The 20,491-nt window shown below is 46.9% G+C and carries 18 protein-coding genes and 1 tRNA gene; 8 read left to right on the top strand and 11 right to left on the bottom strand.

All coding sequences use genetic code 11. The features are described from left to right. Nucleotides 1-95 precede the first annotated feature (95 nt). The 5 genes from VF685_RS06240 to hrpA all read right to left on the bottom strand — a co-directional run bounded on the left by VF685_RS06240 (nt 96) and on the right by hrpA (nt 7,621). Nucleotides 96-171: transfer RNA gene (locus tag VF685_RS06240), tRNA-Gly, on the bottom strand. Nucleotides 172-236: 65 nt separating this feature from the next. Further along, a complete protein-coding gene (gene cysS / locus VF685_RS06235; RefSeq protein ID WP_242911802.1) occupies nt 237-1,658 on the bottom strand; it encodes a cysteine--tRNA ligase in 1,422 nt (473 codons plus the stop codon). 127 nt (nt 1,659-1,785) lie between these two features. Continuing rightward, nucleotides 1,786-2,547: a lysophospholipid acyltransferase family protein gene (locus VF685_RS06230; RefSeq protein WP_127798774.1), complete on the bottom strand. Its 762-nt coding sequence runs from the start codon at nt 2,545-2,547 to the stop codon at nt 1,786-1,788. A 10-nt stretch (nt 2,548-2,557) separates the two neighbouring features. Continuing rightward, nucleotides 2,558-3,673: a beta-ketoacyl-ACP synthase III gene (locus VF685_RS06225; RefSeq protein WP_016659123.1), complete on the bottom strand. Its 1,116-nt coding sequence runs from the start codon at nt 3,671-3,673 to the stop codon at nt 2,558-2,560. A gap of 30 nt (nt 3,674-3,703) precedes the next feature. Then, on the bottom strand, nt 3,704-7,621 hold the full coding sequence (gene hrpA, locus VF685_RS06220) for an ATP-dependent RNA helicase HrpA (protein ID WP_286385010.1): 3,918 nt from the start codon (nt 7,619-7,621) through the stop codon (nt 3,704-3,706). 467 nt (nt 7,622-8,088) lie between these two features. Here hrpA and ahpC point away from each other — a divergent pair, with 467 nt between their 5' ends. Together ahpC and VF685_RS06210 are read left to right on the top strand one after the other, a co-directional pair. Further along, nucleotides 8,089-8,652, top strand: coding sequence for an alkyl hydroperoxide reductase subunit C (gene ahpC, locus VF685_RS06215; RefSeq protein ID WP_005178834.1), 564 nt, complete (start codon nt 8,089-8,091; stop codon nt 8,650-8,652). A gap of 156 nt (nt 8,653-8,808) precedes the next feature. Continuing rightward, entirely contained in the window at nt 8,809-9,285 is a 477-nt protein-coding gene (locus VF685_RS06210; protein ID WP_005178836.1) for a hypothetical protein, read from the top strand. Between the two features lie 47 nt (nt 9,286-9,332). Here VF685_RS06210 and VF685_RS06205 read toward each other — a convergent pair whose 3' ends face one another. Next, nucleotides 9,333-10,433 (bottom strand): zinc-binding metallopeptidase family protein, encoded by a 1,101-nt coding sequence (locus tag VF685_RS06205; RefSeq protein WP_005178839.1) that lies wholly within the window; start codon nt 10,431-10,433, stop codon nt 9,333-9,335. Nucleotides 10,434-10,713: 280 nt separating this feature from the next. On the opposite strand from VF685_RS06205, the gene VF685_RS06200 reads away from it, so the two are divergent. Continuing rightward, complete coding sequence (locus VF685_RS06200; protein WP_005178841.1) at nt 10,714-10,923, top strand: KTSC domain-containing protein; 210 nt, start codon at nt 10,714-10,716, stop codon at nt 10,921-10,923. Between the two features lie 24 nt (nt 10,924-10,947). On the opposite strand, the gene VF685_RS06195 is transcribed toward VF685_RS06200, so the two are convergent. Further along, a complete protein-coding gene (locus VF685_RS06195; RefSeq protein WP_005178842.1) occupies nt 10,948-11,169 on the bottom strand; it encodes a DUF1653 domain-containing protein in 222 nt (73 codons plus the stop codon). Nucleotides 11,170-11,465: 296 nt separating this feature from the next. On the opposite strand from VF685_RS06195, the gene ahpF reads away from it, so the two are divergent. The 4 genes from ahpF to VF685_RS06175 all read left to right on the top strand — a co-directional run bounded on the left by ahpF (nt 11,466) and on the right by VF685_RS06175 (nt 15,751). Next, the gene (ahpF, locus tag VF685_RS06190) at nt 11,466-13,031 is read left to right on the top strand and encodes an alkyl hydroperoxide reductase subunit F (protein ID WP_075166909.1); all 1,566 of its coding nucleotides are present in this window, start codon (nt 11,466-11,468) and stop codon (nt 13,029-13,031) included. Nucleotides 13,032-13,224: 193 nt separating this feature from the next. Continuing rightward, nucleotides 13,225-13,569 (top strand): hypothetical protein, encoded by a 345-nt coding sequence (locus VF685_RS06185; protein ID WP_005178845.1) that lies wholly within the window; start codon nt 13,225-13,227, stop codon nt 13,567-13,569. Between the two features lie 176 nt (nt 13,570-13,745). Then, nucleotides 13,746-14,957: a YeeE/YedE family protein gene (locus tag VF685_RS06180; RefSeq protein ID WP_005178851.1), complete on the top strand. Its 1,212-nt coding sequence runs from the start codon at nt 13,746-13,748 to the stop codon at nt 14,955-14,957. A gap of 92 nt (nt 14,958-15,049) precedes the next feature. Next, nucleotides 15,050-15,751 (top strand): VIT1/CCC1 transporter family protein, encoded by a 702-nt coding sequence (locus VF685_RS06175; protein WP_005178853.1) that lies wholly within the window; start codon nt 15,050-15,052, stop codon nt 15,749-15,751. A gap of 47 nt (nt 15,752-15,798) precedes the next feature. Here VF685_RS06175 and VF685_RS06170 read toward each other — a convergent pair whose 3' ends face one another. The 3 genes from VF685_RS06170 to VF685_RS06160 all read right to left on the bottom strand — a co-directional run bounded on the left by VF685_RS06170 (nt 15,799) and on the right by VF685_RS06160 (nt 18,418). Next, nucleotides 15,799-16,317 (bottom strand): hypothetical protein, encoded by a 519-nt coding sequence (locus VF685_RS06170; protein ID WP_163170235.1) that lies wholly within the window; start codon nt 16,315-16,317, stop codon nt 15,799-15,801. Between the two features lie 62 nt (nt 16,318-16,379). Beyond that, nucleotides 16,380-17,159, bottom strand: a complete 780-nt coding sequence (locus VF685_RS06165) for a TIGR03915 family putative DNA repair protein (protein WP_152342434.1) — start codon at nt 17,157-17,159, stop codon at nt 16,380-16,382. Next, nucleotides 17,159-18,418 carry a putative DNA modification/repair radical SAM protein gene (locus tag VF685_RS06160; RefSeq protein ID WP_005178869.1) on the bottom strand — a complete coding sequence of 420 codons (1,260 nt, stop codon included), beginning with the start codon at nt 18,416-18,418 and terminating at the stop codon, nt 17,159-17,161. Before VF685_RS06160 ends, VF685_RS06165 begins: the two co-directional genes overlap by 1 nt. 209 nt (nt 18,419-18,627) lie before the next feature. Between VF685_RS06160 and VF685_RS06155 the strand changes: the two genes are divergently transcribed. Next, nucleotides 18,628-19,671, top strand: coding sequence for an NAD(P)H-dependent flavin oxidoreductase (locus VF685_RS06155; protein WP_127800501.1), 1,044 nt, complete (start codon nt 18,628-18,630; stop codon nt 19,669-19,671). Nucleotides 19,672-19,736: 65 nt separating this feature from the next. On the opposite strand, the gene VF685_RS06150 is transcribed toward VF685_RS06155, so the two are convergent. Next, nucleotides 19,737-20,327 carry a hypothetical protein gene (locus VF685_RS06150; protein ID WP_005178874.1) on the bottom strand — a complete coding sequence of 197 codons (591 nt, stop codon included), beginning with the start codon at nt 20,325-20,327 and terminating at the stop codon, nt 19,737-19,739. Nucleotides 20,328-20,491: the final 164 nt, after the last annotated feature.

Raw genomic sequence — 20,491 nt, 5'->3', positions numbered from 1 at the left:
AGCTAAGTTTGAGTGTAGATAATGGATAATGTTTCATATCTGGATAAAAACGCATAAAAAAAGCCTCAATCATTTGACTGAGGCTTTTAAAATTTTGGAGCGGGAAACGAGACTCGAACTCGCGACCCCAACCTTGGCAAGGTTGTGCTCTACCAACTGAGCTATTCCCGCAATATGGAAGTGCATTATAGAGAGTTTCATACAACTGTCAACTCTTTATGCTTCCAAGTGGTGATTTAATCAGCACGACGCCAAACGGTACCTTGACGGGTATCTTCCAGCACTACGCCCTGATCGAGCAAAGACTGACGGATTTCATCGGCACGGGCAAAGTTTTTGTCTTTTTTGGCATCTTTACGCTGTTGAATCAGATCTTCAATCTGTTCTTCAGATAAACCAAGTGCATCCTGGCCAATGTCTGACTTCAGGAATTCATCGACATTGTGCTGTACCAAACCAAGAATATTGGTCAGATGACGCAAGGTAGCATAGAAGATTGCTGCCTGTTCGGCATTTTCTTCTTTCACCGCGCGGTTCAGTTCTTTATTGACTTCAAACAGCACTGCAATCGCTTCCGCGGTATTAAAATCATCCCGCATTGCGGTATTAAAGCGTTCGACCAATGTGTCATCTAGCGTTTCTAACAGCTTGTCGCCATACACGGCCTGATAGGCTTTAAATGAATGATAGAAACGGGACAGCGCCGTCTTGGCTTCTTTTAGTGCTACATCCGAGAAGTTCACCGGACTACGATAGTGTGAAGACACGATGAAATAACGGATCACTTCCGGATGGAATTTCTCCATCACATCCCGAATGGTGAAGAAGTTGCCGAGCGATTTTGACATTTTCTCGCCATCGACATTAATAAAGCCCACATGCATCCAGTAATTAACATACTGCTCACCGGTAGAGGCTTCAGACTGGGCAATTTCATTTTCATGATGCGGGAACATCAGGTCTGAACCACCACCATGAATATCAAAATGATTGCCCAGGCAGCAGGTCGACATCGCCGAACATTCAATATGCCAGCCCGGACGACCTTTGCCCCACGGTGATGGCCAAGCCGGTTCATTTTCTTTGGCATGTTTCCAGAGCACAAAGTCAAATGGATGTTTTTTCTCTACTTCGACATCGACACGCTCTGAAGCACCAGCCTGCATATCTTCCAGTTTACGACCGGATAAACGGCCATATTTTGCAAATTTTTCAACCTGGAAATAAACATCACCATTTGAAGCCGGATAAGCGGTGCCCTTGTCAACCAGATTGCCAATCATGTTTTGCATCTGGTCGATATAGTCAGTGGCACGCGGTGCTTCATCCGGAGCCAGACAGCCAAGGCTTTCTGCATCTTCATTCATGGCCTGAATAAAGCGGTCGGTTAAAGCGGTAATACTCTCGCCATTTTCATTGGCACGTTTGATAATTTTGTCGTCAATATCGGTAATATTACGCACATATTTGACTTTCCAGCCCTGACTCCGCAAGAAACGGATGATGTAGTCAAATGCAACCATGACACGCGCGTGACCAATATGACAGTAGTCATACACGGTCATACCGCAGACATACATGTCGATCTGTCCATCGACGCGTGGCACGAATTCTACTTTTTTGCGCTGCTCTGAGTTATAGAGAACAAATGGTTGCATAGCTGTTCAAAAGACTTCAAATAAAAGGATGGTTCATCTTAACCTAAGCATTATTTTTCATAAAGTTTTCTCGTTATTTTTATCAAAAATCACTTATGCGGGCTTAAACTCAGGCACAACCCGGCTATTATGAGGATGAGTGCCCAGTTGAACGGGCTTTTAGCTGCGCTAAGCTCTGGTAAATTTGCTGAGCGATTTCCTCTCGCAGCGTGGTCAAATCTTCAGAACCTAATCTCTGCCCGACCTCTACCGGTGGCAAAAACTGAAAATAAAAAGGTACCCGCTTGGGAATCAGGTGTTTCGGTAATGATGGAATCACATCGCCATGACGTAATAATTTATCCAGTTGAGGGACTTTGAGCAGTTTCTGAAACAGACGATGCTGCACCACGGTTCTGGCATCAAAACCAAACTCGAAAATATCATCAGGGCCAAAGGCAGCAAAAGGAATAATGTCGTACTGAAATTCCTGTGCCAACTGTAAAAAGCCGTAGCGCTGTTTCCAGATCAATTGATACTGCTCACCCGGATGTTTCAGCACTTCACGTCCGCCACCCGGAAAGACCAGAATCGAATAGCCCTGCTGCATCAAGGCACGCACATATTCACGCTGGCCATCGACTGCGCCGAACTTTTTGACAATATCGCGCCAGATTGGCAAATAAAAATGGCTGTGGTCGGCAATACTAACCACAGCCACCTGATGTTCATTGAACAGATAATCAATAATAACGGGGGCATCAAAAATCCCGTAAAGGGAATGATTGCCCACATACATGGCAGGTCGGGATGCATCAATATATTCACTGCCTAAAAAGGTCGGCGTGAAATAGCGTTTAGATAAGGCGCTCAGCGTCTTGATCCATTTTGCATCATGCTGGACCTGCAATCTCTGCCCCTTAAACCACGTGTTTTTGTACCAGGATACAGCCCACCGAGTAGCCGGCACCAAATGAACATAACACGCCATATTCGCCATCATTCACTTCATGCGCAGTACGATGCAAGGCAATGATGACCCCGGCAGATGAAGTATTGGCAAACTCATCAAGAATAATTGGCACCAACGCCGGATCTGCTTCCGCAGCCGCTTTACCAACCACCAGTTTCAGAATCAGTTCGTTCATGCTGGCATTGGCCTGATGCAACCAGAAACGTTTTACATCGGCTGGTGCAATCGCATTTTTCTCCAGCTGCGCGGTAATCATTTTCGCAACCAGTGGACACACTTCTTTAAAGACTTTACGGCCGTCCTGACGGAAACGCTTGTCATCAATATCGGCATTTTCAGACAGATTCAGGAAACCGAAGTTGTTACGGATGTTGTTCGAGAACTGGGTAAATAACTGAGTGTCCACAATTTCAAAACCGGTTTTGCTGTCGGTGTCTTCAATAATTGACGCAGTGGCAACATCGCCAAAAATAAAGTGGCTGTCACGCGAACGGAAATCATTGTGTGCCGATGTAATTTCGACATTCACCAGCAAGACACGGCGCGCACCGCTTTTAATGGCATCATACGCCTGTTTTAAACCAAAGGTTGCTGCTGAACAGGCCACGTTCATGTCATAGGCATAGCCCTGAATCCCGAGTGCAGTCTGAATTTCAATGGCCACCGCCGGATAGGCACGCTGCATATTCGAGCAGGCCAGAATCACCACATCAATGTCTTCAGCCGTGACACCGGCATTTTCCATTGCCTGTTTGGCTGCAATTACGCCCCACTCGGCCTGAAGCGAGATTTCATCATCAGCGCGTTCTTTTAAATGTGGACGTAAACGGTTTGGATCAAGCAGACCGGTTTTCTCTGACACGTAGCGACGTTTCACGCCAGAGGCTTTTTCAATAAATTCTGCACTTGAGCCACGGCGTGCTTCTAACTCGCCCGCTGCAATTTTGTCAGCATTGGCCGAGTTATACTGTTCCACATAAGCATTTAAACTTTCAACTAACTCTTCATTGGTAATGACATCTTCAGGATGGAATAAGCCCGTACCGGTAATGCGAATGCCCATGTAAAACTCCTTTTTGAAATTCTCTCTATCTTAACCGATTCCCAGCTTTTCCCATACTTTTTGTAGCCGGTTTGGCGAAATTGGCATCTTGGTCTTCATTGGCTGCGAGAATAACGAGATGCGCAATTCTTCCACCATAAAGTACAATTCTTTCAAGCGGCTGTCATTTTTAAACTTGAACAGTTTGTCCATCCACGGGTCAATCTGCACAATGGCGGCATCATCACGTTGCAGGTTATTCGGCAAACGTTCCAAACGCAGCACCAGCGCTTTCAGATAACGTGGATATTCGCTCCAGACGTCTGCTGGCTTGTTATACACGAAATCGGCCAGGTTCATGAGGTCCAGCTGATCTTCAATATCATCCATATTTTTGGCAAAGACCGACTCATCCAGCATCAGCAGTTTACGGCGGATATCCTGCCATTGAATATAAATCTCATTAAAGCTGAACAGCGCTTTCTGTCCATGACTGAGGAATGATTTTTTTACCTCAAGTAGCAGCGTTTGGAACTGTTCAGCGTTGACTGGCAAGTCATCAATTGACATCTGCAAGGTGGCATAGACCAGCATCTGTTCCAGCTGTGCTTTATCGCCCAACGGAGAATAAGCCAGCGCCAGCGGTTTAGAAATCTGTTTTTTCAGCTGGCGGATTAAATCGCCCAGCTGCATATGAATCAGGCGAATCACCCCGGCCCGATGCTGTTTAATTGCCTCTGCCTGATCATTAAAGGTTTGAATCACCACACCCGATTCATCTTTCTGTTCCAGCGCAGCAAAGTCTTTGGTCGGTACCAGCGCCTGATACTGCTTGACCACCACGCCAGTGACTTTTTGCGAGGCTTCAAACACAAAGTTGTCCGGGAAGGTTTTAAATTCACCTTTCAGCTGCTTCACCGGACTATGGGTTTCGGTACGGCAGCGGGCTTTCAGCTCGCTCAGGTCACGGCCCTGTTCGATGACTCGGCCTTTTTCATCAATCACTTTAATAAACGGCAGCAAATACTGATCGACCCGTTCAAAGCTAAAGTCTTTTTCAGTGATCTGATCGCCGCGTAGCTGAAAAGCCAGGAAGCTGAAAATATGCTCACGCAGATGCGTCGCATCAATTCGTGCACTCAGTTTGCGCGCGGTATCCGGAATTGGCACCAGGTTACGGCGTTTATCTTTCGGCAAGGCTTTCAGTAGCGCTTCAATCAGCTCTTCACGCCAGCCCGGAATCCCCCATGACCAGATGTTTTCATCGACCTGTGGCAGGGCCTGAACCGGAATTTTTACCGTCGCACCATCTTCATCATGGCTCGGATCAAAACGGTAGCTGGCCGCCAGACGCAATTCGCCATTACGCAGATAATCCGGGAATTGCTGCGTGGTCGGGCGATCATTCAGCCACAAGGCATCATCATCAACAAATAAATAACGTGGCTCTTTCGGCTCGACGGTCGCGCGCCAGTCTTCAAAAGAACGGCGGCTGGCCACATCTGTCGGCACTTTTGCGGCATAGAACTGATAGATGGTTTCTTCATCTACCACCAGATCGCGGCGGCGCAGCTTGTCTTCAACCCGCTCCACTTCTTCCAGTTTGAGTAAATTATGCTTTAAGAACGGCGGCATAATTCCCAGGTTACCGGTAGTCAAGGCATCGCGCAGGAAAATCTCATGCGCCGCCGGCTGATCGACCTTTTCATAATTCACCTGACGTTTCGGTTCAATGATTAAACCAAACAGTGAAATCTGATCATAGGCATTGACCACTCCGGCTTTTTTCGACCAGTGCGGTTCAAAATAATGATGTTTTAACAGATCACGCGCCGCCAGCAGAATCCACTCCGGCTCAATTTTGGCCAGGGTCCGCAAATACACCTGCGAGGTTTCCACCATCTCAAAAGCCATCACCCACGGGGTATTGGTCTTATGCAAGGTTGAGGCCGGGAAAACCCGCGCTTTTTGCTGACGCACTGCCATAAACACATTACGTTCATCGGTTTTATTGGCAATAAACGATAACAGTCCGGTTAATAAAGCCCGATGCAGATTTTCATAACTGGCTTTCTTTTCATTGAAAGACAGTTTTAACCCCTGTGCCAGATCGACCAGCTGCTCATGGGTTTTCTTCCATTCACGTAAACGCAACCAGCTCAGGAAATGATTACGGGCAAAACTGCGGCGCTTGTTTTCACTCAAGTCACGATTGGCCAGCAAGGCATCCCAGAGTTTGAGATAAAACAGGAAATCGGAATCGGCTTCACGGAACAAGGCATGTTTTTGATCGGCCTGCATCTGTTTGTCGGCCGGGCGTTCCCGTGGGTCCTGCACCGCCAGTGCCGCCACAATTACCAGAATTTCATTTAAGGCACCAAAATGTGCCCCGCCCAGAATCATTCGTGCCAGACGTGGATCAATCGGCATTTTTGCCATTTGCTGGCCAATTTTGGTTAAGGAATCTCCCCCAACCCCTCTTTTAGACAGAGGGAGATTATTATTTTCGTCAGTCGCTTTAGACGGATTCACTTTCTTCTCCGTCATTGCGCCAAGCTCAATCAAAAGCTTGCGACCATCATTGACCAGTCGATGATCTGGGGGCTCGATAAAATCAAAATCTTCCAGCGAACCGAGGCCCAGACTTTGCATCTGCAAAATCACCGAAGCTAAGTTGGTGCGTTTAATTTCCGGTTCGGTAAATTCCGGACGGCTTAAGAAATCTTCTTCCGAATACAGACGGATACAGACACCCGGTGCAATACGGCCACAACGGCCTTTACGCTGGTTGGCTGCGGCTTGCGAAACTGCTTCAATTGGCAGACGCTGTACACGTGAACGATAGTTATAACGTGAAATCCGGGCAAAACCACTGTCAATCACATAGCGGATATTCGGTACAGTTAACGCCGTTTCCGCGACGTTGGTAGCAATAATAATCCGTCGGCCACCGCCCGATGGATTAAAGATTTTCTGCTGCTCGGCCAGGGCCAGACGTGCATATAGCGGCAACACTTCCGTATGGCGCGGGCCATGCTTGATTAAGGTTTCCTGTAATTCACGAATTTCCTGCTCGGTGCTGGCAAACACCAGAATATCGGCATGTTCAGGATGACCTTTTTCCTGTGCATCGGCAAAGCATTCTTCCACCGCCTGCACCACTGCACGCGGCAGGTTTTCTTCAAAGTCATCAAACTCATCATCATCACTGCCGCCAATGCTCAGTTCGGAAATGGGACGGTAACGTACCTCAACCGGATAGCTGCGCCCTTCGACTTCAAAAATCGGCGCGCCATTAAAGTAATTGCTGAAACGGTTTACGTCCAAAGTCGCTGAGGTAATGATGACTTTGAGATCTTTACGCCGTGGCAACAGCTGCTTTAAATAACCCATGATGAAGTCAATATTCAGGGAACGTTCATGCGCTTCATCAATAATAATGGTGTCGTATTTGCTTAAGTAACGGTCATTGGCCAGCTCTGCCAGTAAAATACCATCGGTCATTAAGCGGACAAGCGAATCCTGCGAGCCCTGTTCATTAAAACGGACTTTAAAGGAAATGGATTCACCAAGTTTTTCACCGACTTCTTCGGCAATCCGCTGCGAGACACTGCGCGCGGCCAGACGACGCGGCTGGGTATGACCAATCAGACCGGTTAAACCGCGCCCGGCCAGCATGGCAATTTGCGGCAACTGGGTAGTTTTCCCCGAACCGGTTTCCCCCGCCACAATAATCACCTGATGTTTTTGAATTGCCTCAACCAGCTTGTCGGCGTATTGGGTGACTGGCAAATCCTGATTCAGTTTGATGTTTGGAATACGGCCCAGGCGTTCCCGAACTTTCAGATTGGATTTTTCAAATAGCTCAGAATATTGTTTTTCATTTGCATCTTTTCCTTTACGCAGTCGATTTAAACGATGACGGTCACGCGCCATAACGAGTTGATCTACATTTAAATGACTCTGCACAGAACAAGATTCCTAATTTAAATAAAAAAATATCAATCGGCTATTTTACGCTGTAATGACAGCCAGCGGAAGAATCCGCCCATGAAATGAACGAACAGACCCTCCAGCCTGTCTGCTTTTGCAGCGAATCCGCTGACCGCAAACTGAGTACGGTGGCTTCTAGATTGTGACGATGACGAACATTTCCAAGCAGTCTGCCTAAAAATAAAAAATATTTTTGCTTTACCCTTGAATTTTACCGAGCTTGACATCATGTTTGATGAGGAATGAAAAAGGTGTACTTTTTAATTGTCATGTGGTCATCATATTTTTCGGCTACATAATAATACACACCGCCTGAATATGGCTTAAACAATCATCAATTCGGTTTTTCCGATGGTGGTAATGTAAAAATACCATTTCAGCAATAAAGCAAATTTCTATAATCTAATTGAAATTCAAAACAAACCTCAATCATGGAGACAATGATGAGCTTAATTAATACTGAAGTTAAACCATTTAAAGCAAATGCCTACCACAACGGTCAATTCGTTGAAGTAACTGAAGCTGATCTTAAAGGCAAATGGTCAGTTGTATTCTTCTACCCAGCTGACTTCACTTTCGTTTGCCCAACTGAGCTTGGTGACCTTGCTGACAACTACGCTGAATTCCAAAAATTAGGCGTTGAAATCTATGCAGTTTCTACTGACACTCACTTCACGCACAAAGCTTGGCACGATTCTTCAGAAGAAATCAAAAAAATCCAATACGTAATGGTTGGCGACCCAACTTGGACACTGTCTAAAAACTTCGAAGTATTAATTGAAGCTGACGGTCTTGCTGATCGTGGTACTTTCGTCATCGATCCAGAAGGCAAAATCCAGATCATCGAAATCAACGCGGGTGGTATCGGCCGTGACGCGCAAGAACTTCTTCGCAAAGTAAAAGCTGCTCAATACGTTCACGCTCACCCAGGTGAAGTTTGCCCAGCAAAATGGAAAGAAGGCGACGCAACACTTGCTCCTTCAATCGACCTAGTTGGTAAAATCTAATCTGTATTAGATTAAACTGATTGAAAAAAACCACGCTTGATCGCGTGGTTTTTTTATTGATGCGCTTACATTTTTACTCAATTTTAGCTGCTGTAGATTCTTTTTATTTTCATCTGCGTTGATTAAGCTACTGAAAAATGCGCTATGGATAGACCGATGAAAACCCTATTAATTGCAGCCTTATTCACCACCCTGTCCCTGCCGGCCTGGGCTGATGTGCAGTGTAGCGGCAGCTTAAAAGATCGTTCGATTTCCGACAATATTTTCGTTGGCAAGCAATGCACCTTAATTAATGTGCAGGTCGATGGCAATGTCATGCTGGCCGATGGTGCCAAAGCCATTCTCCGAAACAGCCATATTGATGGCAATCTGGAATCCAAAGGCCGTTTTGCACAGCTGGTGGCGACCAATAACCGCATTGAAGGCAATATTCAACTGGAACGCGGCAAGCTGACCCAGCTGCACAATAACCGTGTAAATGGCAATATCCAGCTCAAAAACAATCGGGGTACGCTGAATATTAGCCGTAATCAGGTCGATGGCAATCTGGAATGTGAAAATAACGCGACACCACCGGTGGGTGGACGTAACACGGTACAGGGCGATAAAACAGGACAATGCCGCCGTTTATAAGGTGGGATGATTTTATGATAGATGAGGGTTTGATGATGGATCAAGCATTAACCATCTACAGGAATTGGATTGTCCGAAACTGGCGGCAAACCATGGATCACCTGATGAATCAGTTGTAATTTTTCCATCACCTTCGGACTAATCACAAAGGGATAAAAATCTTCCTGCCCCATACTCCGATTCACACTATTCATTGCAAAAGCCACTGGCAACCAGGCCTGAAAAATCTCGTTAAAGTCGGTCAAAAAATACGGATTTTCACGTTGCTTGAAGTACATAAAATGCTGCTCTTCATGCACAATTTGCGGATGAATACTCATGCCAAAAGAAGTTGCCGTTTCCAGCACATCAACAATATGTAAATAATGCGCCCAGCTTTCCGCCCAGTCTTCCCACGGATGCATGGTGGCATAGGCACTAATATAGGCATCCATCCAGTTGCTTGGTGCGCCGTGCTGATAATAGTCCTTCACCGCCTGCTGATAACAGGCGCGCTCATCCCCAAAAAGTTGCCGAAAGCGTGCCAGATAATCACTGTTCGCCACCAGAACATCCCAATAATAATGGCCAATTTCATGCCGGAAATGCCCCAGCAAAGTCCGGTACACTTCGGCCATATTCTGCTTGGCCATCATCCGCTCGACATCATCGGCTTCGGCAATATTTAAAGTAATCACCCCGCTGGCATGGCCGGTCATGACTTTGGGAGCACGATCATCATTCGGATTGGCCTTAAAGTCGAACACCAGCCCACGTTCAGGACTTTCCAGCTTGCTCAGTAAAGGCAAATTCCAGCGCAGCAAGGCATAGACCAGGCGATGCTTGGCCAACTCGATTTTTTGCCAGCGGCAGTAATATTGCGGCTGGTTTAAATCCGGGATAATCCGGTTTAAACGGCAGGCCGGACAAAACTGCTCCGGACTGTCAAACGGAATAATCCAGTTACAGACCTGATGCTGATGATTCTGGCAAAAACGGTAAGCCTTTTGCGTGACCGCTTCAACAAATTCCCCTGCCCGCTGACCCGGTTGCAACGCCAGCATATGCATATATTGCGCATCAAAACCTAAATGATGCTGGCACACGGTACACTGGGTATTGTCGAAATAAATCGGATGCTGACAATAACTGCACTGAAAAAGTTGCATGAGAATGGCTCAGTCGATTGTTTTTATTACAGAGATGCCGCTAAGCTTAGAAGATTCTGATTTTTCTGAGTGTAGTTTTTTGCAGTGAATGTTTAGTGTTGCTGCAACCGTGGTGCAGATTGTCCCCATACGCTGCGCTTTGACCGGGAGTGTTGGCACACAACACTCGACTTTCGCGGATAAAGTTGAAAATTCTTACAAATCAGTAATACATCCGGCTCTGCATTTGGCATATGGTCAAACTATAACGATTCCAAACACAATAAAGGAGGAATGGCTAATGGAAACTGTCCTGACTGTAACCTTCTGCAAATACAATACCTCAACACGCTACTTAAAAATATTTTATAACAATGGGTTGGCAGAGCTTTATCATCCTGTGCCAGAATTTATCTATAACAATCTGCTACGCAGTCATGATAAAGCTGCTTTTGTGCAAAAATATCTGGAGTACGATTTACACTTTAACAAGGTCTCGTTGCGACCTTGAATTGAGGTGCAGCAATTTCACCTCTCACATCATTTCCTGAACCAGTTTAAAACGCGGTAATTCACGATCATCTTCCAGACTGATCGATTCGGTAAACATGCTCAGTGGTCGAACCCAAATGGAATAATCACCATATAAACACTGGTAGACCACCAGCTTTTCCTCGGTTTCACTGTGCGTGGCCACATGCAACACCTGATACAACTGCCCTTTATAATGCTGATAAATGCCTCGGCTTAAACTCATCTTGATACTCACCTTTGTAATTTTAAATGCCATTGCTCAGGATAATGCCTAGTTTTAGTCACAAATAGCAAATCTTTGATTTTCTTATTGTCAATTCTTGAAAATTCCAGTGACAAGCCACATCTTAGAAGATAAAGCCATACATTTTTATGTGCAACTTCTGCATAAATACATGATTTTTATTATTTGATTTAAAAAACCGATTGTTTTGATAAAAACAAACCGTTTCACCAATTAAATATTTTCTCCTATCATGTCTTTATCAAATACATTTTACTCCTCTGGAGACGTTAGCAATGTTAGATCAAAATACCACAGCCCAATTAAAAGCCTTGTTAGAACGCCTTGAAGGTCCAATCGAATTAGTGGCCACTTTAGATAGCTCTGACAAATCAGACAAAATCAAAGAACTGGTAACTGAAATTGCCGCCCTGTCTGATCAGGTGACTGCACGCTTCGATGGTAACAACAAACGTGCACCAAGCTTTGGTGTCGCCAAAGCCGGTGAGCAACCGCGTGTATTCTTCGCAGGTTTGCCAATGGGCCATGAGTTCACCTCTTTGATTCTGGCATTGTTACAAACTTCGGGCTATGCACCAAAAGTGTCTGATGAAGTGCTGGCTTCTATTAAAGACTTGGGCATCCAATCGGACTTTGATGTGTTCGTATCGTTAAGCTGCCATAACTGTCCAGACGTGGTGCAGGCATTGAACCTGATAGCCATCTATAACCCGGGTACTACTGCCACTATGATTGATGGTGCATTCTTCCAGGATGAAGTGGAAGAACGTAAGATCATGGCGGTACCGATGGTATTCCAGGACGGTAACCACATCGGTCAGGGTCGTATGACACTGGAAGAAATCATTGCCAAATTAGACACCAACTCTGCAGCCAAAGAAGCAGAAAAGCTGAATGCCAAAGCTGCGTTCGATGTACTGGTGATTGGTGGTGGACCTGCCGGGAACACTGCAGCGATTTATGCAGCACGTAAAGGCATTAACACCGGTATCGTGGCGGAACGTTTTGGCGGTCAGGTGATGGACACCATGGACATTGAAAACTTCACTTCAATCAAGAAAACCCAAGGTCCAAAATTTGCCGCTGAAATGGAAGCACACGTACGTGAATACGGTGTCGACATCATGAACCTACAACGTGTATCTGACATTAAAGGTGCAGATGAAACAGCCAACGGTTTAGTTGAAGTGACCTTGGAAAACGGTGCCAAGCTGGAATCGAAAACTGTGGTGCTTTCAACCGGTGCACGCTGGAGAGAGATGAATGTCCCAGGTGAAGCAGAATACCGTACCCGTGGTGTGGCGTATTGCCCGCACTGTGATGGTCCTTTATTCAAAGGCAAACGTGTTGCAGTCATTGGTGGGGGTAACTCGGGTGTAGAGGCCGCAATTGACTTGGCCGGTATTGTTGAGCATGTAACCTTAGTAGAATTTGATACCAAATTACGTGCCGACCAGGTATTGCAAGACAAGCTAAACAGCTTGCCAAACACGACTGTCATCAAAAATGCACTTTCAACAGAAGTCGTGGGTGATGGTTCACAAGTGACAGCGCTGAAATATAAAGACCGTGCAACAGATGAAGAGCATACGGTTGAACTGGCAGGGATCTTTGTACAGATCGGTTTGTTACCAAATACCGATTTCTTGAAAGACACCCAAGTTGAACTGAGCAACCGTGGCGAGATTGTGATTAACGACCGTAATGAAACCAATGTCAAAGGTGTATTTGCTGCTGGTGACTGTACTACAGTCCCATATAAGCAGATTATTATTGCCACAGGTGAAGGCGCGAAAGCATCGTTGTCTGCCTTTGATTACATCATCCGTTCGGGGCAATAATTCTGCTGAATTAACTCTAGAACACCACAAGCCTATAGCGTGCACTACGCTATAGGCTTTTTTTGTATTTCATTTTCTTACATTTAATCAACAATTTGTTATCTATTGCCAGATCGGAACTGGTTTATATTTTTGAATATTCACTGCTGTTGTGGATATTTGCCTTGAGAATAGAATTAAAAGGAATATGACAATGAATAAATTACTTGTTGCTTTAGGTCTTGCTGCTACCGTTGCTTTAGTGGGCTGTAACCGTGATCAGGCGCCTGAAACAGGTGCAACCACTGGCGAGCATCTGGAAAATGCTGCTGAACAGGCAGGTCATGATATTTCCGGTGCTGCTGAAGAAGCTTCAGCTGAAATGGATGCTGCAACGGATGAAGCTGCTGCAGAGTTAGATCAGGCCGCGGACAATGCCGCTGCGGCAACCAGTCAGGCTTGGGATGAAACCAAGGAAGCCACCAAAGATGCAACTGCAACCGCAGCCGGTGCTGTTGAACAAGGTGCTGCGAACGTGCGTGAAGAAGCCCAGCAATAAAATTCACTTTCTCGCTAAAAGCTCCCTTCCGGGAGCTTTTTTATTATTCATTTTACTAATATTTGAAATTAGAAATTTCAAATTAAAAATAGCTTAAATGACTGTTTCTGTCAGGTTAAAAGTTTAAATTTCCACTAAAATACTCAGGATTCTGATTTCTCTCCCTGTTATTGTCTATGTCTATTATTGCTGCAAAAGCCGACCGGTCGAATCGCTCGATCTGGGTCGCGCTGGTGTTATTGTTTATTGGCTGTATTGGCGCCTATCAGGTGGTGGGCATTAACCAGGCACTATTATTCCTGATTGGTGGTGCACTGGGGATGACCCTGTACCATGCTTCTTTTGGTTTTACCTCAAGCTGGCGGGTGTTTATCAAGCAAGGTCGTGGTCGCGGTCTGCGTGCACAAATGATCATGCTTGGTCTGGCAGTACTGCTGTTTTTCCCAGCCTTAGGTGCAGGTGAACTGTTTGGCAATCCGGTCAATGGTTTTGTTAGCCCAGTGTCAATGTCGGTGATGATTGGTGCCTTTATTTTTGGTATTGGCATGCAGCTCGGCGGCGGCTGTGCTTCTGGTACGCTGTATACCGTGGGTGGTGGTAGCGCACGCATGCTGGTAACACTGGTATTCTTCTGCTTAGGCTCACTGATTGCCACCACGCATTTAGACTGGTGGTTTAACCTGCCGCATCTGGCACCTATTTCACTGGTCACCAGCTTAGGTGTGATGCCGGCGTTATTGCTGAACTTTGTGCTGTTTGCCCTGATTGCCTTGGTTACCGTATGGTATGAAAAGAAACGTCATGGCAGTCTGGAGGTTGAACCGGCTGCACAGTATCAGGGCTGGAAACGCTTCTTACGTGGCCCGTGGCCGTTGGTGTGGGGCGGTATCATCCTGACCCTGCTGAACTTCGCTACTCTTGCGTTGGCTGGACGTCCTTGGGGCGTAACCTCTGCGCTGGCCGTCTGGGCCGCCAAATCGGCCAGTTTTGTGGGTGTTGATGTAGCCTCCTGGAGCTACTGGCAGCAACCAGCCAATGCCAAAGCACTGACAGAGTCGTTATGGTTTGATATTACCTCGATGATGAACTTCGGGATTATGCTCGGCGCCCTGCTGGCAGCCAGTCTGGCCGGTAAATTCGCACCGAACTTTAATATTCCAAAACGCTCGCTGATGGCAGCGATTGTTGGCGGTTTGCTGTTAGGTTATGGCGCACGCCTGGCTTATGGCTGTAATATTGGCGCCTATTTCAGTGGTATTGCCTCTGGCAGTTTACATGGCTGGCTGTGGCTGGTATTTGCCTTTATTGGCAATGGCATTGGGGTCAAACTGCGTCCATTCTTCTTCCCGGAAGAACGCCCACAACCGGAAAAGCTGACCGGCTGTTAATTCCTGACTCGCTGTTAAAAAAGCCCCAAAAGTTGGGGCTTTTTGCATCTCTGGGTTAAGATAGCCGCATACAATAAGAAATCAGGCGGGCTATGAGTTATTCACATCATCATGAAAAACATTATATTTTAAGAACGGGCTGGTTACGGGCTGCGGTGTTGGGGGCCAATGATGGGATTATCTCAGTGACCAGTCTGGTGATCGGGATGGCGGCCAGTGGTGCTTCCAGCCAGACCCTGCTGATTACCTGTATTGCCGGCCTGATTTCAGGCGCTAGTTCCATGGCTGCCGGCGAATATATTTCGGTCAAATCCCAGGAAGATATCGAGCAGGCTGATCTGCACATGGAATCCAGAGAACTGCGTAAAAACCCCGATCTGGAACTAAAAGAACTGACCCATATTTATACCTTGCGCGGCCTGACGCCTGAGCTAGCGCATGAAGTGGCGGTACAGCTGACCGCCAAAGATGCCCTAGCCGCCCACGCCCGCGATGAAATCGGCATTCATGAAAATACTGCCGCCAATGCGGTACAGGCGGCGGCATCCTCGGCGATTGCATTTTCTTTAGGGGCGCTGTTGCCTTTACTGACCATTGTCTTTAGTCCGGTGGAATATCTGGACCGAAGCATTGTGATTGTAGGTGTCTTATCGCTGGCCTTACTCGGTGCCCTGTCCAGCTATTTTGCCGGCACCTCCATGCTCAGAGGCAGCTTGCGGGTCACGGTCTGGGGCGTGGTGGCCATGCTATTCGCACACTGGATTGGCTCGTTGTTCCATGTCACACCTTTATAAAAAAACCGCCCAGCAAATCGGGCGGTTTTTTTACCTTAGGGCTGTGTTTACTGTAAAGCCGCTTTCAGGTTACAGCCATAATTCATGGTTTGCTGCACCTGACGATAGCTGGTATAGCGGTTTAAAATAAAATCGTAAAAATTGTCGGCATTGGCAAAATTCTGCTTTAAATTTTCCTGTTGAGCCTGGGGCAGCTGGATCTGATCAAGCAGTTCCAGATTATAATGTCCGAGACGATACATCTCGGCAAAATAGCCATTCATCATATCGCAATAGCCGGCTTTGGTCGGCTTTAAGGCGGTACTGCTGACCAGATGCTGGTTCAAGGTCATCAGATTATCGGCATCTAAAGGAAACTGCTGGGCAAAGGCAATACTTTCCAGCTGCTTAAACTGCTGAAAATCGGCTTCCAGTTGACGGTTTAAGGCACTAAAGCGCTGCTGTAGCTGCTCTGCACTGGCCACCTGGTACTGTTCAGGCTGGACCTGTACCTGCTCTGCCTCATGTGGTTCACATGCTGTCAAACCTGTTATTGTGAGCAAAACAGCCCCTACATACCCCTTCATGCTTTTACCTTTTCCACGATACAACCCGGGCATTATACTGATGAAACCGGCCGGGATGAAAGTTAGAGCGACTTTTCATTCATATAGCGCCAGTAACGTTTCGGTACATACTGAATATGCAGCTTCATGTTCTGCCGTGCCTGAATATTGACGCTGTGAAAATAATCTTTCCACAGCTGGTCATATAAAAATTCTTCAGCATCCAGCTCGATACTAAAGGCCTGACTGTGGCCACTGTCCAGCTGGAGATCCAGCTGCCGGGCATTCATCTGAACCTGATGCACATCATCCAGATCATAATAAATGCCGTAATCACGCTGTTCGTCATAAATCAGCCAGCGCTGATCTTGGTAACGCGCCTTAAAATGCCGCTCGATCAGCGGTAATACATTAAAATCTGGCCGCACCAGACTTAAGAACAGACCATCCTGACATTTTTTAAAGCGTACAAAAGCTTCCATGCGATGTTTTTCCCGGCCCACCTGCTTGGCCCACTGTGCCATGCCCAACACCGCCGGATGGCCATAATTACCATCCACCGCATGGCCGTGTTGAAAAACATAAATGCAAAAATCAAACAGATGCTGAAAGGCCTGTTCCTGCTCCGACAAAAAGCACAGATAAAACTGACGCAAGCTGCCAGGCTGGATTTTCTGTTTCAAGCCCTGCCAGACCCGCTGCCCCTGCACATCCTGTGAAGACACGACAATAAACTCATCAAACAGGCCATGCTGGGACTGCGGATTGGCGGTAATGTGTACATCAAACTCTTGAAAGCGAAATGCCCGAAACACACAGCAAAGCAAGCCGGTGAGCGTGCCATCAAAGCAGTAGGTGGCCATTAAAAAGCAAAGCCCAGTTGTGGCGAGAGCTGCTGCTGATATTTGGATTGCCCCGACTGTAAAATCTGCTGGCGAATCTGCTGCGCTGGCGGCTCTTTTTTAAATTTCGGGCTGTCGGCACAGCGAATAAAATGCTGGGCACGGTTATAGGCCACGCCCATGCGTTTTAGCTGATCTATATGAATGTGCCCAAACCGGCGCGCCTGCACAATTTTCTGCGCCGAACGCACGCCTATACCCGGCACCCGTAAAATCAACTGGTAGTCGGCACGGTTGATATCTACCGGAAAAGCCTCTGGATGACGCAGTGCCCAGCCCAATTTCGGGTCGACATCCAGGTCTAAATTGGGATGTTGATCATCCACCAGTTCATGCGCAGCAAAACCATAAAAACGCATTAACCAGTCACTTTGATAGAGCCGGTTTTCACGCAGCAACGGCGGCGCTGAACCGACAGCGGGCAAGGCCTTTTCCTGTGTATTAATTGGAATATAACCAGAAAAATAAACCCGTTTTAGCTTGAATTCTTTGTAGTGCCGATCGGCCATCATAATAATGTCTTGGTCGGTTTCATTATGTGCACCCACCACCATCTGCGTGGTTTGTCCGGCCGGAACAAACTTCGGTACCGATTTGATGATTTTCGATTCATCTTTCAGTTGAATCAGGCGATCGCGGACAATACCCAAATCCTTCTGCACTTCGGCATGACTTTTTTCCGGGGCAAACTGCTGTAGTCCGGCTTCGGTCGGCATTTCCAGATTAATACTCATCCGGTCAACATATAAACCGGCTTCGGTAATAATTTCCTGAGATGCGCCCGGGATGGTTTTTAAATGAATATATCCATTAAAGTTTTCTTCCAGCCGCAGCTTTTTCACCACCTGTAGCATTCGTTCCATGGTGTAATCGGCCGATTTAAAAATACCGGAACTTAAAAACAGCCCTTCAATATAATTGCGCCGGTAAAAATTTATGGTCAGATCGACCACTTCCTGTACGGTAAAGGCTGCGCGTTTCACATCATTGGAACGCCGCGACACGCAATAGGCACAGTCATAAATGCAAACATTGGAGAACAGGATTTTAAGCAGCGAAACACAGCGCCCATCTTCGGTATAGCTGTGACAGATGCCATTACCGGTATTGCCCAGCCCTTGGTCTTTATTTTTGCGCCGACTGCCACTCGATGAGCAGGACACATCATATTTGGCAGCATCGGCTAAAATTTGCAGTTTTTCACGGATACGTTCAGACATGCGTTTCAGCAGAAATCAGGAGATAAGCTGATTATAAAAAAGCGAAAATGTTGCGCCTAGCAAGCCGATGCGTTAGCACGACCCAGCCTGTCGCAACGAATGTAACTGCTGTGTAAGAACCGGCAGATTATTTAAAAAATAAATAATGATTATGATTTGCTAATTTTGTTCAGCTTGGGCAAAGTGTAGGAAGAATAAGGAGAAATCGCATGTCTATATTGGAACAGCTCGGCATTAAACATCCTATTTTTTTAGCGCCGATGGCCGGTGTTTCGACACCTGAACTGGCTGCCGAAGTTTCCAACCAGGGCGGCTTGGGTTCACTGGGTTTAGGGGCCAGTTCAGTGGCGTCTGCCCGAGAACAGATTTTAAAAACCCAGGACCTGACCGACTGCCCTTTTCAGGTCAATTTCTTCTGTCATCAACCCGAGCCGCTGGATGAAGCTGCTGCTCAGGTCTGGCTGGATTATTTAAGTCCGCATTTTGTCCATTATGGCGTAGCGCTGCCGATCCAGCTCAAAAATCTGTATCCTAGTTTTTTAAGCAATGATGATTATCTGAATCTGGTGCTGGAAACCCGTCCTCAGGCGGTGAGTTTTCATTTTGGTATTCCGCACGCGCATCAGATTCAGGCGCTAAAACAGGCCGGAATTATCACCATGGTCTCTGCCACCAATCTGGCCGAAGCACAAGCCATTGAAGCGGCGGGTATTGATATTATTATTGCCCAAGGCGTAGAGGCTGGCGGTCATCGTGGCCTGTTTAATGCCGCTATTGATGGCGGTATCCGCACGGTAGATTTAGTGACTTTACTGACCCAGCACTGTCAGATTCCGGTGGTTGCGGCTGGTGGAATTATGAATGGTCAACATGCACAACGTGTCATGAACCTTGGCGCAGTCGCGGTACAGCTCGGGACCGCCTTTGTGCAATGTAAATCTTCCAATGCCAATGAGGCGTATCGCAAGGCTTTATTTAGCCAGAGCTGTACCCAAATTACCGATTCAATTTCCGGCCGTCCGGCACGTGGTCTGGTCAATCAGTGGCACCGTCTGGTGGATACGCCAAACCGTCCGCCGGTACCAACCTATCCGTATACTTATGATATTGGCAAGCAGTTACATGCCGCAGCCAGCCAGCAAGGCGAACAGGGATTTGGCGCATTCTGGGCCGGTGCCAACGTGGGCCTGATTCGTGACATGGAAGCCGGTGATTTAATTAATCAACTGGTGCTGGAAATGACCAGTCACTAAGCGAGAACAATAAAAAACATCTCCGCGGAGATGTTTTTTATTGGCCTGATAGTGTCTTGAATGCTTTAACGGGTGACACGTTGCCAGGCATCTTTGGCTGCAAATTTTGCTTCTTCCCAGTTCAGACGGGAATCGCCTTTCATCTGTTCCCATTTGGTACGCAGTTCTGGCTCGGCCCGGTCAAAATCGACATTTTGTTCATATAAAGGACGGTTTTCATAGCCCAGTCGATAGGCGCCGCGATAATCACGATCATAGTCGACATCGGCATAGACACTGCGGGTTTCATTATAATATGGACGGTTCTGGTACTGATCACGCCAGTATACATCTTCTGCAGTCGGATCAATCGCATCGGCAATTTCATTACCGGCCAATCCACCCACTACACCACCGGCAATACCGCCTACTACGGCACCGACCGGTCCAGCTGCAGCACCGACGGCCGCACCGGTTGCCGCACCCCCTAATACACCGACACTAGTACCCACAGGATGATCGCCTGCTTCATTCATATCCGGGACACGATTGGTGTCCAAATCAGGACGTGCGTTGACATCGGTCGGGTCGACATTTAAACCCTGGCTTCGTTCTTGTGGTAATTCTGTTGAGGTCTTATGGCTAAATTCAGTCACAGGACGATTAGTATTGGTCATGTTGAAACTCCCTGGATCATTGTTATTAACAAGACTGGAATATCATCTTGCCAAGTGAAGACTTACCTAGCATAGAGCAAGCCAAGCTCTGCAATGTCCAAGTCCTGTCCGTGTTCAGTGAGCGTATGTTGCCCTGTGTTCAGGTCTGTAGAGATTGTAAACGG

The organism is Acinetobacter sp. Brlt_5 (assembly GCF_051949055.1).
Lineage (GTDB): Bacteria > Pseudomonadota > Gammaproteobacteria > Pseudomonadales > Moraxellaceae > Acinetobacter > Acinetobacter indicus.
The sequence above is the reverse complement of the archived record's forward strand: the minus strand, read 5'-3'. Positions and strand labels throughout refer to the sequence as shown.

What these genes read in the sequence shown, in the direction of transcription:
- VF685_RS06210 (WP_005178836.1), top strand. Translation starts at nt 8,809, where the DNA reads ATGAAAACCCTATTAATTGCAGCCTTATTCACCACCCTGTCCCTGCCG.
- cysS (WP_242911802.1), bottom strand. Translation starts at nt 1,658, where the DNA reads ATGCAACCATTTGTTCTCTATAACTCAGAGCAGCGCAAAAAAGTAGAA.
- VF685_RS06225 (WP_016659123.1), bottom strand. Translation starts at nt 3,673, where the DNA reads ATGGGCATTCGCATTACCGGTACGGGCTTATTCCATCCTGAAGATGTC.
- VF685_RS06195 (WP_005178842.1), bottom strand. Translation starts at nt 11,169, where the DNA reads ATGAGTTTAAGCCGAGGCATTTATCAGCATTATAAAGGGCAGTTGTAT.
- VF685_RS06180 (WP_005178851.1), top strand. Translation starts at nt 13,746, where the DNA reads ATGTCTATTATTGCTGCAAAAGCCGACCGGTCGAATCGCTCGATCTGG.
- VF685_RS06200 (WP_005178841.1), top strand. Translation starts at nt 10,714, where the DNA reads ATGGAAACTGTCCTGACTGTAACCTTCTGCAAATACAATACCTCAACA.
- VF685_RS06150 (WP_005178874.1), bottom strand. Translation starts at nt 20,327, where the DNA reads ATGACCAATACTAATCGTCCTGTGACTGAATTTAGCCATAAGACCTCA.
- VF685_RS06175 (WP_005178853.1), top strand. Translation starts at nt 15,050, where the DNA reads ATGAGTTATTCACATCATCATGAAAAACATTATATTTTAAGAACGGGC.
- VF685_RS06165 (WP_152342434.1), bottom strand. Translation starts at nt 17,159, where the DNA reads ATGGCCACCTACTGCTTTGATGGCACGCTCACCGGCTTGCTTTGCTGT.
- VF685_RS06185 (WP_005178845.1), top strand. Translation starts at nt 13,225, where the DNA reads ATGAATAAATTACTTGTTGCTTTAGGTCTTGCTGCTACCGTTGCTTTA.
- VF685_RS06205 (WP_005178839.1), bottom strand. Translation starts at nt 10,433, where the DNA reads ATGCAACTTTTTCAGTGCAGTTATTGTCAGCATCCGATTTATTTCGAC.
- VF685_RS06155 (WP_127800501.1), top strand. Translation starts at nt 18,628, where the DNA reads ATGTCTATATTGGAACAGCTCGGCATTAAACATCCTATTTTTTTAGCG.
- ahpC (WP_005178834.1), top strand. Translation starts at nt 8,089, where the DNA reads ATGAGCTTAATTAATACTGAAGTTAAACCATTTAAAGCAAATGCCTAC.
- ahpF (WP_075166909.1), top strand. Translation starts at nt 11,466, where the DNA reads ATGTTAGATCAAAATACCACAGCCCAATTAAAAGCCTTGTTAGAACGC.
- VF685_RS06160 (WP_005178869.1), bottom strand. Translation starts at nt 18,418, where the DNA reads ATGTCTGAACGTATCCGTGAAAAACTGCAAATTTTAGCCGATGCTGCC.
- VF685_RS06170 (WP_163170235.1), bottom strand. Translation starts at nt 16,317, where the DNA reads ATGAAGGGGTATGTAGGGGCTGTTTTGCTCACAATAACAGGTTTGACA.